Below are 16782 nucleotides of genomic sequence, written 5' to 3' on the forward strand. Positions count from 1 at the left end.
GCAACCCCGCATTTCCGGCTGTAGTAGCAAGCCTGATTCGTGAAATCCGAATCAGAAGCCGCCGGGCGGACGCCCCGAAGACAGGCCGAAACCATCGATCAGCGCTTCTGTCGCATCAGCTTTCAAAATCTGATTTTGTATATCTCTGAGACGTGCGAACAGCTCGCCCGTTTCATCTGTTTCAAGCGCGGCCTCAACGGCTCGCAGCTCCTTATGTAGTGTGCGCGCCCGCTGATGCAAGTGAAGCGCCTGCCGAAGCGCTTCCCGCGCATCGTCTTCTGCGGCCAGCGCCGTCGCGGTCCAGAGCTTCGCGCCCTTCACCACAAGTTCGAGCATTTCGATCTGTTCGCCATGCCCGGCATTGACCAGCGCCCGCCGCATCGCATGGCCATCTTCCATGTGACCGGCAGCCAGCACGTCCAGCATGGCCAGATGTAGCGACCTCAAGGCTTCATGTCCCAGATCGAGCGCGGCCAGCGTCTCGAAATCCTCTTCGATCAGACGCGGATGGTTGAGAAGCGTCAGCACGATTGCCGTTTCACGCAAGGGGGCGTGCGAACCAGCGCCCGGCCTGCCGCCCTTTACCAGGGTGGAACGCACCAGGCTGTCGGAAATCGCAAGTCGCCCGCTGCCGCCAGCCGGTCCGCCGCGCCCGCGCCCGCCTTCGTTCCTGCGGTTGAAAGATGAATTGCGCTGCCCTCCACCCTGATACCCCTGTCGTCCCTGACCAAAGAAAGCCTGCGCCCGGTCGCGCATATCCTGGCTATAGTGGCGGCGAATATCTTCATTGGCGATGCGGCTGGTAATCTCCCGCAGCCGCGCTTCAAGCTCGGCCCGGCGCTCTGGCGTATCGAACACACCGCCTGCCGTTTCCCGCGTCCACACCATATCGACCAGCGGCCTGGCATCGCGCAGGACCGCATGGAACGCAGCCGACCCTTCCGCCTTGACGAGATCGTCCGGGTCCTGCCCCTCCGGCAGAAGCGCGAAACGCAGCGACTTACCGGGCTGCAAGGCAGGCAGCCCCAGATCGACGGCGCGATAGGCGGCGCGAAGGCCCGCCCCGTCGCCGTCGAAACACAATACGGGTTCGGGGCTGATGCGCCAGAGCAGGTCGAGCTGCTCTTCGGTCAGCGCCGTGCCAAGCGGAGCCACCACCTGATGGATACCGGCCTGCGCCAGCGCGATCACATCCATATAGCCTTCGACGGCAATGATGGATTTGGCAGGCTCGCCGCCTTGCGGCTGGCAGGCCTTGCGCGCCCGCAATCCGTTATAGAGCACCCGCCCCTTGTGAAACAGTTCGGTTTCCGGCGAGTTCAGATATTTTGCCGGGGCATCGGCAGAAAGCGCACGGCCACCGAAGGCGATGATGCGCCCGCGCAGATCCTCGATCGGGAACATGACGCGATCGCGAAAACGGTCATAGGAAACCGCAATTCCCTCGCCGTGCACGACAAGGCCGCACGCCTCGATCTGCTCGCGCGACACGCCCTTGCCTGCCAGAAATTCCTTCAACGCGTTGCGCGATTCCGGCGCGTAGCCGATACGGAATGCTTGCTGTGTCGCGGTCGAAAGGCCGCGGTCGCGCAGATAGGCGCGCGCCTTGGCGCCAACCGCATTTTGCAACTGGCTTTCAAAAAACTGCGCAGCCAGTTCCATGACATCATAGAGCGTGGCGCGCTGCGCCTCGCGCTTTTCCATTTCCGGATCGCGCGCCGGCATCGGCACGCCTGCCATATCGGCGACGCGTTCGACAGCTTCGGGGAAACTCAGCCCCTCGAGATCGGTCAGAAACTTGAAGTGATCGCCGGTCACGCCGCAACCGAAACAATGATAGCGGCCCTTGCGGTCTTCACAGTGAAAGCTCGGCGTCTTCTCGCCATGGAACGGACAGCAGGCCCAGAAATCGCCCTTTGGCGGATTGCTTTTCTTGCGGTCGAACGAAGCGCGCGTCCCTATCAGCGTCGAGATCGGGACGCGGTCTCTGATCTCATCGAGAAAGGAGGGCGGAAAACGCATTACAGATTTCACTTTCGGTTCATACAGGCAGGCCATTCGGGCAACCGGTGCATTCTAAAGAGTATATAGGCCCGCCCGCTTCCACAGTCCATCGCGCAGGCGCGTCCCTCCCCGCTAATCACATGCCGCCAGCGGGCAGGCGCATTGTCACAAAACTGTCATATATTCGTCATGACGCTGTGGGAATGGATTGCTTTTTATTGCGAACAAGCCCATATCTCTTGGAAATTTGATTAGCCGGAACATATTTTTTCTTCATTTGTTGCGTTAGCTTAATCACAGATATTCACCTCCAACCCGAAGGGATTTTGCCGTGAATGGTTCTGTAGTCCTTTTGCATCTGGCCGGTGCAGTTGCCCTCCTGCTATGGGCGACACGCATGGTGCGGACCGGGGTGGAACGCGCCTATGGCGACCGGCTGCGCAGACGCCTGCGCAACCAGATGCAGAATCCGCTGCTTTCCGTTGCCTTTGGCCTGGCCCTTGCTGTCGCGCTGCAAAGCTCGACTGCGGTTACGCTTCTCGTCGGTTCTTTTGTCGGGTCAGGTTTTGTCAGCGGCATCGCGGGCCTCATGGCCGTGCGCGGCGGAGAGCTTGGTTCCGCCCTCGTCGTCAAGATTCTGAGCTACGACCTCACGCTCCTAGTGCCCCTCTGCCTCGTCATCGGCACCGGCATCTTCATGACGACCGAGCGCCGCGACTGGCGGCAGATCGGACGTATTCTGGTCGGCATCGGCCTTCTCATCATGTCGCTGGAAATGACCGGACAGGCCACGGAACCGCTGCGGCAAAGCGAATTGCTGCCGGTCATCGTCGATTATCTATCCGGCGATCCGATCACCGCCTATCTGCTTGCAGCGCTGATGACATGGCTGTTTCATTCAAGCGTTGCCGCCGTCATCCTCCTCACCACGTTCGCGTCACGCGGGCTGATCCAGCCAGAACTTGCCGTGGTGATGGTTCTCGGCGTCAATCTGGGTTCGTCGATCATCGCGCCGATCCTGACCCGTCATGCCCCGCCTGAAACCCGCGTCGTACCGCTCGGCAATCTCCTGATGCGCGGTGCCGGATCGCTCGTCATGCTGGTGCTCTACCAGACCTTCAAGCCATCGGTCGCCTTCCTCGGCGCCGATCCGGTGTCGCAGGTGGTCAATGCGCATATCCTGTTCAACGTCATCGTAATGATTGCAGGCATCCCGCTTTCCGGCCTCCTGCTGCGGGCGACCGAAGCGCTTGTGCACCTCAACGCCGACAGCAATGCGCCTGCTCAGCCGCTGGCGACCGAGGAATACAGCGCGCTCGACGCCGCCGTGCTCGACCGGCCTTCACAGGCGCTCGCCAATGCAACCCGCGAGGTGGTGGGTGTCTGCGACACGATCGAGGTCATGCTGCGCCGCATTATCGAGCTTTACGAAAAGCCCGATCAGGCGCGGATCAACGAACTCGCGGCGCTGGACGACCGGGTGGACAAGAAGCACGCCGCGATCAAGCTCTACCTGACCAGGCTCGCAACCCATGAACTGTCGGATTTCGAGTCCCTGCGGATGCAGGAACTGCTGGGAGCCTGCGTAAAGCTCGAACAGGTGGGCGACATCATCGTCCGCAACATGCTGGCGCATGTCCAGAAGAAGATGGACCACCAGCTGGAATTCACCGAGGAAGGCTGGAAGGAACTCAGCCATTTCCACGCCATGGTTCTGGCCAATGCTCATATGGCATTCAACGTCATCGTTTCACGCGATGGCCGCACCGCCCGCCAGCTTGTGCAGGAAAAGGACCAGTTGCGCGAACTGGAAAAGCAGACGAGCATGCGGCACTTCACGCGCCTGCGCGAAGGCGCGACCCGCAGCATCGAGACGAGCTCCATCCATCTCGACACGATCCGCGACCTCAAGCAGATCAACTCGCTTCTGGCGTCGATGGCCTACCCCGTGCTTGAGGAACAGGGGCTGCTCAGCGATACGCGCCTCAAGACCGCCAAGCAGAGCTGACCACCGGTCCAGCGGCGGCAGGTCATGCCTGCTGCCGCATGGCGTCAAGCCTCAAAAGGAAATATCCGCAGCCGTACGCACCCGCACGCGAGCATTTCCCGCCCTGAAACCGCTCAATGTTTCATTGTGATGCGCAACGATATCCGCGAATTGCAGGCTGGCGGTGTCGCCGGTCGTGTGCGCATCCCCGATCAACGTGACGTCGTAACCGAGAGAAACGGCGCGCCGGACGGTGGTGTCGACGCAATATTGCGTCTGGCAGCCGCCGACGACGAGATGCGAGATATTCCGCTGTTCCAGAACGGTTTGAAGGTCCGTTTCGTGGAAAGAATCGCAACTCCGCTTTTCGACGAGAACGTCGCCCGGTTGCAAGGAAAGCTCCTTGCGGATTTCCCATCCCGCCGTGCCTTCTTCCAGCTCGTCCCCCGGGCCGCCGTCATGCTGAACCATGACGACCGGAATTCCGGCCTGCCGCGCCTTCTCCTGCAAGCCGCGCAGCCGCATGACGATCTCATCAAGGGCCCGGTCGATAGCGGGCTGCCGTTCCGGCGTGCCCATCCCGGCCACAATGTCGTTTTGAACATCTATGACAAGCAAAGCTGTTTTCATCAGTCAGCATCCGGTGATTGGTTGGCCTTCGCCATGCATAGCACAAAGAAAAGCCCTCGCCAGAGCGAGGGCTGAATCAAAAGCCGAAAGCCTTCAGGCCTTACGCTTTCACTGCAAAAGCGATTTCACGATGGCGCTGGCCTTGGTGAAATCCATCTTGCCGGCATAACGCTCCTTCAGGACCGCCATGCACTTGCCCATGTCGCGCAGGCCCTGCGCGCCGATTTCAGCAATTACATCCGCACAGGCCTGCTTGATCTCGTCGTCCGACATCTGCTGCGGCAGGAACTCGGAAATGATCGCGATTTCCTCACGCTCTGCTTCGGCCAGCTCGATACGGCTGCCTTCCTCGTAGATGCGGGCGGATTCTTCACGCTGCTTGACCATCTTGCCGAGGATGCCCAGCAATTCTTCGTCCCCGACAGGGTCCTTGCCAGCGGTGCGATTGGCGATGTCTCGGTCCTTTACCGCAGCCAGGATCAGCCGCAGCGTCGACATGCGGCGCTTTTCCTGTGCTTTCAGCGCGGTCGTGAGGGCCTGGGAAATCTCCTGGCGAAGCATAACGTCTCTCCTGACGGTGTTTGTTCTGTGTTGTTCGTTTCGTGCATCTATACAGCAAGCGAGCAGAAACGCCGAGCTGTCCGAACCGGCATCCCGAGAAATAATGCGACGATTATCGTCATTATTTCGGGAAAGCCCCGCTTCGGACGATTGACCCGGCCTTCAAGTTTCTCTATTGCTCAAGGCTTAGCAGGACATCGGCACGTGCTCGCGGCGGGAGGTTTGAAATCCCCGCTGCCTTTTGGCGCATATATGACCCTTGACGCTTCATCTTTCAAGCTACCTTACCGGTGGCGGGGTGAAACGCGAACGCGTGCCGCTAATGCATGTCGCCCAAAGGCGGGAACCGGTTTTGGGGCAAAGACATGCATGCAAACAAACAGTTAGAGCCTCGATTTGATTCCATCAGTCCGGTGCACTAACTGGTAACGAAATAACAGCACACGCTGGCGTGCGGCTAACAAACAGGAGTGCAGACCATGACAGAAACGACACCGAAAACAGCACCCTGGACTGTCGAGAAGCGAACCGCCATCCTGGTTCTTGCGGACGGAACCGTGATCGAAGGCAAGGGCCTCGGCGCAGTTGGCGCGGTCGAAGCCGAAGTCGTGTTCAACACGGCGCTGACCGGTTACGAGGAAATCCTGACCGATCCATCCTATGCCGGACAGATCGTCACCTTCACCTTCCCGCATATCGGCAATGTCGGCACCAATGCCGAAGACGTCGAAGACCTGACGCCCGCCAACCGGCACGGCGCGGTCGGCGCAATCTTCAAGGCCGACATCACCTCGCCGTCAAATTTCCGCGCAAAAGAAGATCTCGACGCCTGGCTGAAGCATCGCGGCATCATCGCGCTCGCCGGCATCGACACCCGCGCGCTGACTTCGCTCATTCGCGAGCGCGGTGCCCAGAACGCGGTCATCGCGCATGACCCGAGCGGCAATTTCGACCTTGATGCACTCAAGGCGCGCGCTGCCGCGTGGAGCGGCCTCGAAAACCTCGATCTCGCCAAGGACGTCACGGTTGGCCAGAGCCTCACATGGAAGGAAACGCCATGGACGCTCGCAGATGGCTACGGCGAACAGGAAGCCCCGGAATATCACGTGGTGGCGCTCGATTTCGGCGTGAAGCGCAACATCCTGCGCCTGCTCACCGGCCTCGGCGCAAAAGTCACCGTTCTGCCTGCGACCGCGACGGCTGAGGACGTTCTGGCCCACAATCCGGATGGCGTCTTTCTCTCCAACGGCCCCGGCGACCCGGCAGCGACCGGCGAATATGCCGTGCCGACCATCAAGAAGCTTGTCGAAACCGAACTTCCAGTCTTCGGCATCTGCCTCGGTCACCAGATGCTGGCGCTCGCGCTTGGCGGACGCACCGAAAAGATGCATCAGGGCCATCACGGCGCCAACCATCCGGTGAAGGACTACACGACCGGCAAGGTCGAGATCGTCTCGATGAACCACGGTTTCGCGGTCGATTCCGACTCGCTGCCGGAAAATGTCGAGGAGACGCACGTCTCGCTCTTCGACGGCACCAATTGCGGCCTGCGCGTTGTCGGCAAGCCGGTCTTCTCGGTGCAGCACCATCCGGAAGCATCGCCCGGCCCGCAGGATTCGCACTATCTGTTCCGCCGTTTCATCAATCTGATCCGCGAAAAGAAGGGCCAGGCGCCGCTTCCGGAACGCGAACAGGCGGCTTGAACGCTGCGCATGAACCATCAAACGAAAAGGCCGGAGCAAAACTCCGGCCTTTCTTTTTGTATCAATCAGACCTCCGACAGTCTGGCCGGTGCGGTAGGCCGCACCCGCGCCACCACGATGACCAGCGCCAGAAAGACCAGCCCGGCGCCCACGGCATAGGGCATGCCCGCGAAAACGAACGGCGCATTCTTGCCGGTGAAAATCGCGAACAACTGCGTGAAGATGAGCGGGCCGATGATGGTCGTAATGCTCGACACGCTTGTCAGTGCGCCCTGCAATTCGCCTTGCGCCGAAGGCGGAACCTTGCCTGCCGCGATGCTGCGCAGCGGCGGATCGGCCAGACCTTCCAGCGCCGTCAGGAAGATGACGGCATAAACCATCCATCCCTCCCATGCGATGGCGTAGCCGATCAGCCCCAGACAGGAGAACAGCACACCGGTCATCGCCGTGCGCTTTTCACCCAGTATCGGCAGGACCCGTGGCAGAACCAGCGCCATGACGAATGCCGCGCCAATGCCGAAAAGCCCGAGCGAAAAGCCGATCTGCGCTTCGCTCCAGTTATAGCGATAAGCACCGACAAACGCCCAGACGGACGGATAGACGGCATGGGCCAGCCAGAACAGGAAGAAGACCAGCACGACCCAGCCGATGCCCGGATAGTTCCGCATCTGCTTGAGTGCTCCCAGCGGATTGGCGCGGGCGAATTGGAACGAGCGCCGGTTTTCACGCTTCAACGTTTCCGGCAAAAGGAAATAAGCCAGAATGAAGTTGATGAACGACAGGAACGCCGCACCGTAGAACGGAACGCGCGGGCCGAACTCGCCCAGCAGGCCGCCCAGAACCGGACCGAGCGCAAAGCCGACACCGAAGGCAATGCCGATCAGGCCGAAATTGCGCGCGCGATTGCTGTCATCGCTCACATCGGCGATGTAGGCCGAAGCCGTCGCGAAGCTCGCTCCGCTGATACCCGCCAGAATACGGCCGACAAACAGCATCCAGTAGGTGGTTGCGAGCGCGCAGATCAGATTGTCGAGCGCGAAGGTGAAGATCGAGGCGAGCAGCACCGGGCGCCGCCCGAAACGGTCGCTCAGATTCCCGATCATCGGGGCGAACAGGAATTGCATTCCGGCATAGACCAGCAGGAGCCAGCCGCCATCGACGGCAGCGGTGCTGATATCCGCGCCGGTCAGCTCTTCGAGAAAAGTCGGCAGAACCGGCATGATGATCGCAATGCCGATAATGTCGAGAAACAATGTCATAAAGACGAGTAACAAGCCCCGCCGTACAAACTGGGGATCATGCATGGGACACCTGAAATATGCTCCACGACGCACGAGGTGGAACAGTCATAAATTGTGTTGATTGGAGAACTCGCGCGCCATCGCCGCTCAAAACTGAGCGTCACGCTTGCAAATCGGGAAAAGGGCCGCGCCGGTCGAAAAGCATTTATCTGGAAAATTATTTCACGACAAGGCGAATATTCCCCGGTTTCGACAAAAAGAAAATGGAATTCGGCCGGATAAAGAAAACGGCGGCCGAAACCGCCTTTTCCGCAATATCGAAACGATCTTAAACGTCACCGCTGAACGTATCGCATGATTCCAGCTTTCCGCTGTCGAAACCGCGCTGGAACCATTTGGCACGCTGGGCCGAGGTGCCGTGGTTGAAGCTTTCAGGCACGACATAACCCTGACTGCGGCGTTGCAGCGTATCGTCGCCGATCTGGTGGGCCGCATTGAGCGCACTTTCCAGGTCGCCCGACTCCAGAATGCCCTTCTGCTCCGTGTAGTAGCCCCACACACCGGCGAAGCAATCGGCCTGAAGCTCGACGCGAACCGACATCTGGTTTGCCTGTGCTTCGCTCATCTGCTGGCGCATCTGGTTGAACTTCGGCAGGATGCCGAGCAGGTTCTGCACATGGTGCCCGACCTCATGCGCCAGAACATAGGCACGCGCAAAATCGCCGGAAGCCCCGAAGCGGTTGGCCAATTCGTTATAGAAGCTCAGATCGATGTAGAGCTTGCGGTCGCCGGGGCAGTAAAACGGCCCTGAAGCCGCAGATGCAAAACCGCAGGCCGAACGAACCTGTCCCGAAAACAGCACCATCGTCGGCTTGGTATAGGTCTGGCCGCGCGATTGGAAAATGCCGCTCCACACGTCTTCCGTCTCGGCAAGGATGGTGCGGGCAAACTGCGTCGTCTCGTCATTGGCAACATTGCCGCCTTCGGCAACCGTCCGTCCCGACTGGTCGGCCTGCTGCGTCACGCTCGGCCCCATGCTGCCGTCACCGAACAGGATTGGCAGCGGATCGATGCCCACTGCGCGCAGCACGAAGAACATCACCACCAGAATGAGGATGCCTGAAATCCCGCCGCCACGGACGATTCGAAATCCCGGACCGCCGAGGCCCCCGCCGCGACCGAAGCCGCCGCCTGCACCACCGCCCTGCTCTCCGCGCAGATCTTCAACATTGTCGCTTTGCCTACGGCCTTGCCAGCGCATTGACCAACTCCCGTGCACCGTGCCGCCCTTAACGAAGCGGCACCAAACTATACCTGTAATTGTCGCATAAAGAGTTGGCACGGCAACATAAAAAGTAAATGGCAGCGTCAATCACAAACGAAGACTCTTTCGCAATAGTTTGCTCACAAGAAAACCCGTTCGGCTTCGATAGGCGAAACCCGCCGCAAGGAGAGCCAGCAGAAGGCAGGCCAAAAGAAATGGCGACCTCCATCCATAAGGAAACGCAACCTCGTTCATGATGCGTCCGGGCATGAACGCAAAGAACCCTGCTCCGGGAATTCCGCCGAGATAGACGCTTCTCATGATCCTGCGATGTGCCTCTATCTGTCCTGTCCGGGCAGCAATGACGGCGCGTGCGCACCCCGACAGCACCAGTATCGAAAGAAGATGTATCGGGCTGAAGCCGCCTATGAGATTGATCTGGTGAATGAAAAAGCTGGAGATCGCTGTTGCGACCATCAGCGTCACCCAAAGGCGCCCCAGCGCCTTGTGCAGTCTCGTACCCTTGCGGCGCATGAAGATGACAAGGCCGATGATGGCGGCGGGCACGACAGTCGCGACATGGATCTGAATGGCAAGCGGTGCATGAAGAAGCGGTTCGAAGTTCATCGCAGCGTTCCTGTTGAATTTCCTGTCGCTTTCAACAAGACTGCGCTCACCTCAATCGAAACGGCGTCAAATGCAGGAAAACTACGTGACCGGAGGCTTGTTGCAATTCGCGCTTCGCGAATTGTCGACCATCATTCGTGCGCCGCGCCTGTGGGGCACCTTCTTCGTCGTCGTGCTGATCTTCACCGTTACCGGCCCCTTCGGGACGGACCAGTCCATGCCGGTTGCGGTTCGCTTCTTTTACTGGCTCTCGGTGCAGTTTATCGGTTGGTCAACCGCAATCGCCTTTTCTGTTCTGGCAGATGCTTTTCTTGAACCATTTTTCAAGCATGCCTTTGCCCGCATGATGGCCGGCGCTGTCGTGGCAGCCCTCCCGATCGGACTCTGGATCGGGTTTATCGACTGGGGCTTTTCGGGCAGAACGCCCACGGCGAGTGCGGTTCTCGCCAACGCCTCGGTCGCCTTGCCCCTCAGCGCCCTTTTCTGCATTCTCGCCTACATGACGCTGCGCCGTGAGCTGGAATCCGTCCCGAGAAATATTGCCGACACGCCGCCGCCATTGCTCGCCCGGCTGAAACCCGGCAATCGCGGCGCGATTCTGCGTCTTTCCGCGGAAGATCACTACACAAGGATCGTCACCAGCCGGGGAGAAGAACTTCTCCTTCTCCGCTTTTCCGATGCCGTGAATGAGGTCGGCAATACGAGCGGGCTTCAGATTCATCGCTCGCACTGGGTTGCCGACCGGCACGTTGCAGAATTGCGCAAGGCCAATGGCGGTCTCAGCCTGCTGACGAAGGACGGCACGCTGCTGCCGGTCAGCCGCGCGAGCGGGAAATCAGCGCGCGAACGCTTTGGTTCGGTTATAACATCCACGGAGAAAGCAGAATTTTCGTGAATGCCCCCACTTTCTTTGAAATAAAACGATTTGTGGGGTTCCGCTTATCGAAATGATTGCCTATAAGGCCCGCTTAGCCCACAGAATTCATAAGCTGCCAACCCGCCGGAAAACCGTGCGGGCTTTTCTGGCAGGCTAAGAAGCATGTCTCTCGAAAGTGGGAACCGGTTTCGGGACAAGATCATGCGCGCGAAGAAGATAGGATGAGCTCATGCCGAAACGTACAGATATCAAATCGATCCTGATTATCGGCGCGGGCCCCATTGTCATCGGCCAGGCTTGCGAGTTCGACTATTCCGGCACGCAGGCCTGCAAGGCGTTGAAAGAGGAAGGCTACCGCATCATCCTCGTCAACTCCAACCCCGCCACGATCATGACCGATCCCGATCTGGCCGATGCGACCTATATCGAGCCGATCACGCCGGAAGTCGTGGCCAAGATCATCGCCAAGGAACGCCCGGACGCGATCCTGCCCACCATGGGCGGCCAGACCGCGCTCAACACCGCATTGTCGCTGCGCCGCATGGGTGTTCTTGAACGTTATAACGTTGAGATGATCGGCGCCAATGCGGAAGCCATCGACAAGGCGGAAGATCGCGCGCTCTTCCGCGAGGCGATGCAGAAGATCGGCCTCGACACGCCGGGCTCGATGCTCGCCAACGCGACCGAAATCAAGGACGAGGACCGCAAGCGCCACGAAGCCAAGCGCGCCGAAGTGAAGGCGCAGTTCTCCGGCGACGATCTCGACAAGGCGCTCGACAAGCTGGAAACCGAATGGCAGCTCGGCGAAGTGGAACGCAAGCAGCGCTATATGAGCCATGCGCTTGCAAAGGCAGCGCAGGCACTCGACGTGGTCGGCCTTCCCGCCATCATCCGCCCGAGCTTCACGCTCGGCGGCACCGGCGGCGGCATTGCCTATAACCGCCAGGAATTCTTTGAAATCATCGAACGCGGCCTGGATGCCTCGCCGACGACCGAAGTTCTGATCGAAGAGTCGGTTCTGGGCTGGAAAGAATATGAAATGGAAGTCGTCCGCGACAAGGCGGATAACTGCATCATCATCTGCTCGATTGAAAACCTCGATCCGATGGGCGTCCACACGGGCGACTCGATCACGGTTGCGCCTGCGCTGACCTTGACCGACAAGGAATACCAGATCATGCGCAACGCCTCGATTGCGGTGCTGCGCGAGATCGGCGTCGAAACCGGCGGCTCCAACGTCCAGTTCGCGATCAATCCGGCCAATGGCCGCATGATCGTCATCGAAATGAACCCGCGCGTGTCGCGTTCTTCGGCGCTGGCTTCCAAGGCAACCGGCTTCCCGATCGCCAAGGTCGCAGCCAAGCTTGCCGTCGGCTACACGCTCGATGAACTCGACAACGACATTACCGGCGGTGCAACGCCAGCCTCCTTCGAGCCGTCGATCGACTATGTCGTTACCAAGATCCCGCGTTTCGCCTTCGAGAAATTCCCCGGTTCCTCGCCGATCCTGACCACCGCCATGAAGTCGGTCGGTGAAGTGATGGCCATTGGCCGTACCTTCCAGGAAAGCTTGCAGAAGGCACTGCGCGGCCTCGAAACCGGCCTGACGGGTCTCGATGAAATCGCCATTCCCAATATCGAGGAAGGCGACGAAAAGAACGCCATCCGCGCCGCTATCGGCACGCCGACGCCGGATCGTCTGCGCATGGTGGCGCAGGCAATGCGCCTTGGCCTCACCACCGAACAGGTGCATGACGCATCGAAGATCGATCCATGGTTCCTCGAACAGATCGAAGCCATCGTAAAGACCGAAGAGCGCATTCGCGAGCATGGCCTGCCGCAGGACGCTGAAAACCTGCGCATGCTGAAGGCCATGGGCTTCTCCGATGCGCGCCTTGCAAGCCTGACCGGCAAGGACGCCGAAGACGTGGCCAAGCTGCGCGCCGATCTCGACGTGCATCCGGTCTACAAGCGCATCGACACCTGCGCCGCCGAATTCGCCTCGCCGACCGCCTATATGTACTCGACCTACGAAACGCCTTTCGTCGGCCAGCCGCGCTGCGAAGCCGAAGTGTCGGATCGCAAGAAGGTCGTCATTCTCGGCGGCGGTCCGAACCGTATCGGTCAGGGCATCGAGTTCGATTATTGCTGCTGCCATGCAGCCTTCGCGCTCGGCGATGCCGATTACGAAGCCATCATGGTCAACTGCAACCCGGAAACGGTTTCGACCGACTACGACACCTCGGACCGTCTCTATTTCGAACCGCTGACCGCGGAAGACGTGCTGGAAATCCTGCGCGTCGAGCAGGAAAAGGGCACGCTCCACGGCGTCATCGTTCAGTTTGGCGGTCAGACCCCGCTGAAACTCGCCAATGCGCTTGAAAAGGCAGGCATTCCGATCCTCGGCACCTCGCCGGACGCCATCGACCTTGCCGAAGACCGCGACCGCTTCCAGAAGCTGCTGATCAAGCTCGATCTCAATCAGCCGAAGAACGGCATCGCCTATTCGGTCGAACAGGCCCGCCTCGTCGCCGCCGATCTCGGCTTCCCGCTTGTCGTGCGCCCGTCCTATGTTCTGGGTGGCCGCGCCATGCAGATCATCCATGATGAGCGTTCGTTGCAGAACTATCTGCTCGATACTGTGCCGGAACTGGTGCCCGAAGACATCAAGGCCAAGTACCCGAACGACAAGACCGGCCAGATCAACACGTTGCTCGGCAAGAACCCGCTCCTGTTCGACACCTATCTGACCGAAGCCATCGAAGTAGACGTCGATTGCCTCTGCGACGGCAAGGACAGCTTTGTCGCCGGCATCATGGAGCATATCGAGGAAGCCGGCATCCACTCGGGCGACAGCGCCTGCTCGCTGCCGGTGCACACGCTTTCGGCTGAAATCGTCGCCGAACTGGAACGCCAGACGGCAGCGCTTGCCAAGGCGCTTCATGTGGGCGGGCTGATGAATGTGCAGTTCGCCATCAAGGACGGCGAAATCTTCATTCTCGAAGTCAATCCGCGTGCATCGCGCACGGTTCCCTTCGTCGCCAAGACGGTCGGCACGCCGATTGCCAAGGTCGCAGCCCGCATCATGGCTGGTGAAAGCCTCGAGGCAGCACTCGGCGCCTATGGCGGCAAGCCGAAGACGCCTTCCCGTCCGCATATCGCGGTCAAGGAAGCCGTGTTCCCGTTTGCTCGCTTCCCCGGCGTCGACACGCTGCTCGGACCTGAAATGCGCTCGACCGGCGAAGTCATGGGTCTCGACTACGACTATGCTCTGGCCTTCGCAAAGGCACAGCTTGGTGCCGGCGTGGAACTGCCGCGTGAAGGCACGGTCTTCGTATCGGTCCGCGATGAGGACAAGGAACGCGTGCTCGGCCCCGTTCGCCTGCTGGCAAGCATCGGCTTCAAGGTCATGGCGACCGGCGGAACGCAAAAGTTCCTCGAAGCAAACGGCGTCGAATCGACCAAGATCAACAAGGTCATCGAAGGCCGTCCGCATGTGGAAGACGCGATCCGCAATCGCCAGATTCATCTGGTCTTCAACACGACGGACAGCGCAAGTGCCGTTTCCGACTCCAAGTCGATCCGCCGCGCAACGCTGATGCAGAAGCTGCCTTACTATACGACGATGGCCGGAGCGGAAGCCGCTGCCGAAGCCATCGCAGCCCTCAAGGCAGGCTCGCTGGAAGTTCGTCCGCTTCAGGATTACTTCCGCTGACCGCATAGAGCATTTCCAGCAAAAGTGCGAAGCGGTTTTGCGTGAGGCAAATGCGACAAAACAAATAGTTAGAGCAGTTTCAACGACTCCGTTTTAACCGGAACCGTTCTAACTCATGAAAGTTGAAAAGCCGCCGGGCGACCGGCGGCTTTTCATGCCGTTTTCACGGCCCGCACCTCGAGAGGCTTTCCCGAAGGGTCGTCTTCCAGACTGATCTGCTGGGTAAAAAGCCCGTCATGCAGATGCGGCTTGCCAAGATGAATGACGGCTGCATCTTTCAGCTCGGTATTCAGCATGTCGCGAATCCGGTCGTAGGCTTCGGCATCGAGGCCATCGAGCGCGCCATCGATGACGATCCACTGCGGTTTCTGCAGGATCAGGCGGGCGAAAGCTATACACTGGCGCTCATCGTCCGTCAGGACGCGATCCCAGCGTGCAGCGTGGTCAAGACTGGTGGCCAGACGCTCAAGCCCGGCCCGCCGCAGAACGTTCTCCAGATCCTGTTCGGAAAACTTCTTGATATCGAGCGGATAGACGATGACGCCTTTGAGATTGCCCGGCGGGAAGTAGGGCGCGCGCGGCATGAAGGCCACGCCGTCGCCAGCCGGCATGCCGATCCTCCCCTCGCCCCATGGCCAAAGCCCGCCCAATGCGCGGAAGAGGAGCGTTCTCTGTGTCTCGGTCCCGCCAGTCACCAGCACCCGCTCGCCGGGCTTGACCGAAAAGGCCTTGCGGGAAAGCTTCAGGCACTGGTCGGGCGCGGCGATGGAAACATTGTCCAGCGTCAGCCTGTCATCGTCATTCGTTGCAAGGTCGATCTGCCGGTCCAGATGGCCAAGCGCATCCATGTGCAGCACCGCCTGACGAAAACTCGCGACGCGAAGCAGCGTCGCCCGCCAGTCGGCAATCGCACCGAAATTGTCGACGAACCAGCGCAGCGCATTATGCACCTGCGTGAATGCGCCGACCGCCATCATCAGCCCGCCGAACGTGAGCCCGCCACCGAAATAGACCGGTGCTGCAACGAGGATCGGCGCCACGATCGTCAGCCAGCCATAACCTGCCGTCACCCAAGTCAGCCGCGTGGTTGCATAGACGATCTTGCGGATCGCGCCCAGAACCGCATCGATGTCCAGATCGAGGCGGCGTCTCTCATCCCCCTCGCCGCGGGACAGGGTGATGGCGTCCAGATGTTCATTGACCCGCATCAGCGATGCACGGAAATCCGCCTCGCGCGCATAGCGGTTGGCGTTGATGTTCACCAGGCTGCGTCCCACGATCCACGTGAGCCAGGAGGCGGAAGCCGCATAAAGGATGACGGCCCAGACCATGTAGCCGGGGATGGAGAAACTGTAGCCCGCGACATGAAACACGAAACCGCTCGACAGCGACCACAGAACGCCGACGAAACTCACCAGAATGACGGTCGACTGGAGCAGGTTAATCCCCAGATCGCACGACATTTCCGCAAAGTGCCGCGCATCTTCATGCAGGCGCTGATCCGGGTTGATGCCGATCTCGCCCGCATTGGCGAGGCGGAAGGCCCTGCCCGGCGCCAGCCATTGCCCTACCAGATCGCGCGCCAGCCCCTCGCGCATCTTGAGCTTGAACATCTGGTTGAGCCAGGTCTGCGATACGTTGAGAAGCAGAAGAGCGCCTGCAATCCCGAAGAACACCATCAATTGATGGAAGAAAGCCTGTAAATCCCGACGGGCAAGGGCATCGTAGAACGGTTCGTTCCAGCGATTGATGGCCACCTGTCCGATGGCGATCAGCACGACAAGAGCGAAAATCCCGGCCCCGAGCGCAATCAGCGTGTTGCGCACCGGCGAGACCAGAAAAGCCCCGACCATCATCGAAATCTGTGAAAAAAGATCGGTCCCATCGCGCGACGGCGTGCCGCCGATCAGCTTGGCGGAACTTTTGCGCAGGCGTTCCGTGACGCTGCGTCTGGGCTTCTTGCGGCGGCGCTCCTTCCCGGGTGCGCTCTGCTTCGTCTTGTCCTTGTCTGGTTCAGACGTCATTTCCTGCCTCGCTACCCGTGGCCCGCTCGAATTTGCAGATACTCATTAGAGCATTTCCAGCAAAAGTGGGAACCGGTTTTGCGTTGGGAAATGCGTCACCACAAATACATAGAGCGGTTCTGGCGATTCCGGCTTCACGCGGAAGTCAA

11 protein-coding genes are annotated in these 16782 nt (G+C 59.9%); 4 read left to right on the forward strand and 7 right to left on the reverse strand.

Annotation, left to right across the window (positions count from 1 at the left end):
* Nucleotides 1-51 precede the first annotated feature (51 nt).
* Nucleotides 52-2022, reverse strand: a complete 1971-nt coding sequence (dnaG, locus tag ACOWVS_RS13625; protein WP_006471650.1) for a DNA primase — start codon at nt 2020-2022, stop codon at nt 52-54.
* Between the two features lie 313 nt (nt 2023-2335).
* Between dnaG and ACOWVS_RS13630 the strand changes: the two genes are divergently transcribed.
* Nucleotides 2336-4012 (forward strand): Na/Pi cotransporter family protein, encoded by a 1677-nt coding sequence (locus tag ACOWVS_RS13630; RefSeq protein ID WP_075042009.1) that lies wholly within the window; start codon nt 2336-2338, stop codon nt 4010-4012.
* Between the two features lie 51 nt (nt 4013-4063).
* Here ACOWVS_RS13630 and ACOWVS_RS13635 read toward each other — a convergent pair whose 3' ends face one another.
* Nucleotides 4064-4621 carry a cysteine hydrolase family protein gene (locus ACOWVS_RS13635; RefSeq protein ID WP_025090514.1) on the reverse strand — a complete coding sequence of 186 codons (558 nt, stop codon included), beginning with the start codon at nt 4619-4621 and terminating at the stop codon, nt 4064-4066.
* A gap of 108 nt (nt 4622-4729) precedes the next feature.
* On the reverse strand, nt 4730-5182 hold the full coding sequence (locus ACOWVS_RS13640; RefSeq protein WP_021586921.1) for a GatB/YqeY domain-containing protein: 453 nt from the start codon (nt 5180-5182) through the stop codon (nt 4730-4732).
* Between the two features lie 479 nt (nt 5183-5661).
* Here ACOWVS_RS13640 and carA point away from each other — a divergent pair, with 479 nt between their 5' ends.
* On the forward strand, nt 5662-6885 hold the full coding sequence (gene carA / locus ACOWVS_RS13645; RefSeq protein ID WP_021586922.1) for a glutamine-hydrolyzing carbamoyl-phosphate synthase small subunit: 1224 nt from the start codon (nt 5662-5664) through the stop codon (nt 6883-6885).
* A 65-nt stretch (nt 6886-6950) separates the two neighbouring features.
* Here the strand turns inward: carA and ACOWVS_RS13650 are convergent, their stop codons facing one another.
* The 3 genes from ACOWVS_RS13650 to ACOWVS_RS13660 all read right to left on the reverse strand — a co-directional run bounded on the left by ACOWVS_RS13650 (nt 6951) and on the right by ACOWVS_RS13660 (nt 10017).
* Nucleotides 6951-8189 carry a TCR/Tet family MFS transporter gene (locus tag ACOWVS_RS13650; protein WP_025090515.1) on the reverse strand — a complete coding sequence of 413 codons (1239 nt, stop codon included), beginning with the start codon at nt 8187-8189 and terminating at the stop codon, nt 6951-6953.
* A gap of 265 nt (nt 8190-8454) precedes the next feature.
* Nucleotides 8455-9387, reverse strand: coding sequence for a neutral zinc metallopeptidase (locus tag ACOWVS_RS13655; protein WP_006471647.1), 933 nt, complete (start codon nt 9385-9387; stop codon nt 8455-8457).
* A gap of 111 nt (nt 9388-9498) precedes the next feature.
* Nucleotides 9499-10017: a DUF2306 domain-containing protein gene (locus ACOWVS_RS13660; RefSeq protein WP_021586924.1), complete on the reverse strand. Its 519-nt coding sequence runs from the start codon at nt 10015-10017 to the stop codon at nt 9499-9501.
* 70 nt (nt 10018-10087) lie between these two features.
* On the opposite strand from ACOWVS_RS13660, the gene ACOWVS_RS13665 reads away from it, so the two are divergent.
* Both ACOWVS_RS13665 and carB read left to right on the forward strand, forming a co-directional pair.
* Nucleotides 10088-10912 carry a LytTR family DNA-binding domain-containing protein gene (locus tag ACOWVS_RS13665; RefSeq protein ID WP_021586925.1) on the forward strand — a complete coding sequence of 275 codons (825 nt, stop codon included), beginning with the start codon at nt 10088-10090 and terminating at the stop codon, nt 10910-10912.
* A 211-nt stretch (nt 10913-11123) separates the two neighbouring features.
* Nucleotides 11124-14609, forward strand: a complete 3486-nt coding sequence (carB, locus tag ACOWVS_RS13670) for a carbamoyl-phosphate synthase large subunit (RefSeq protein WP_021586926.1) — start codon at nt 11124-11126, stop codon at nt 14607-14609.
* A 152-nt stretch (nt 14610-14761) separates the two neighbouring features.
* On the opposite strand, the gene ACOWVS_RS13675 is transcribed toward carB, so the two are convergent.
* Nucleotides 14762-16633: an ABC transporter ATP-binding protein/permease gene (locus ACOWVS_RS13675; protein ID WP_021586927.1), complete on the reverse strand. Its 1872-nt coding sequence runs from the start codon at nt 16631-16633 to the stop codon at nt 14762-14764.
* Between the last annotated feature and the right edge of the window lie 149 nt (nt 16634-16782).

The organism is Brucella sp. IR068 (genome assembly GCF_049065885.1).
Lineage (GTDB): Bacteria > Pseudomonadota > Alphaproteobacteria > Rhizobiales > Rhizobiaceae > Brucella > Brucella intermedia.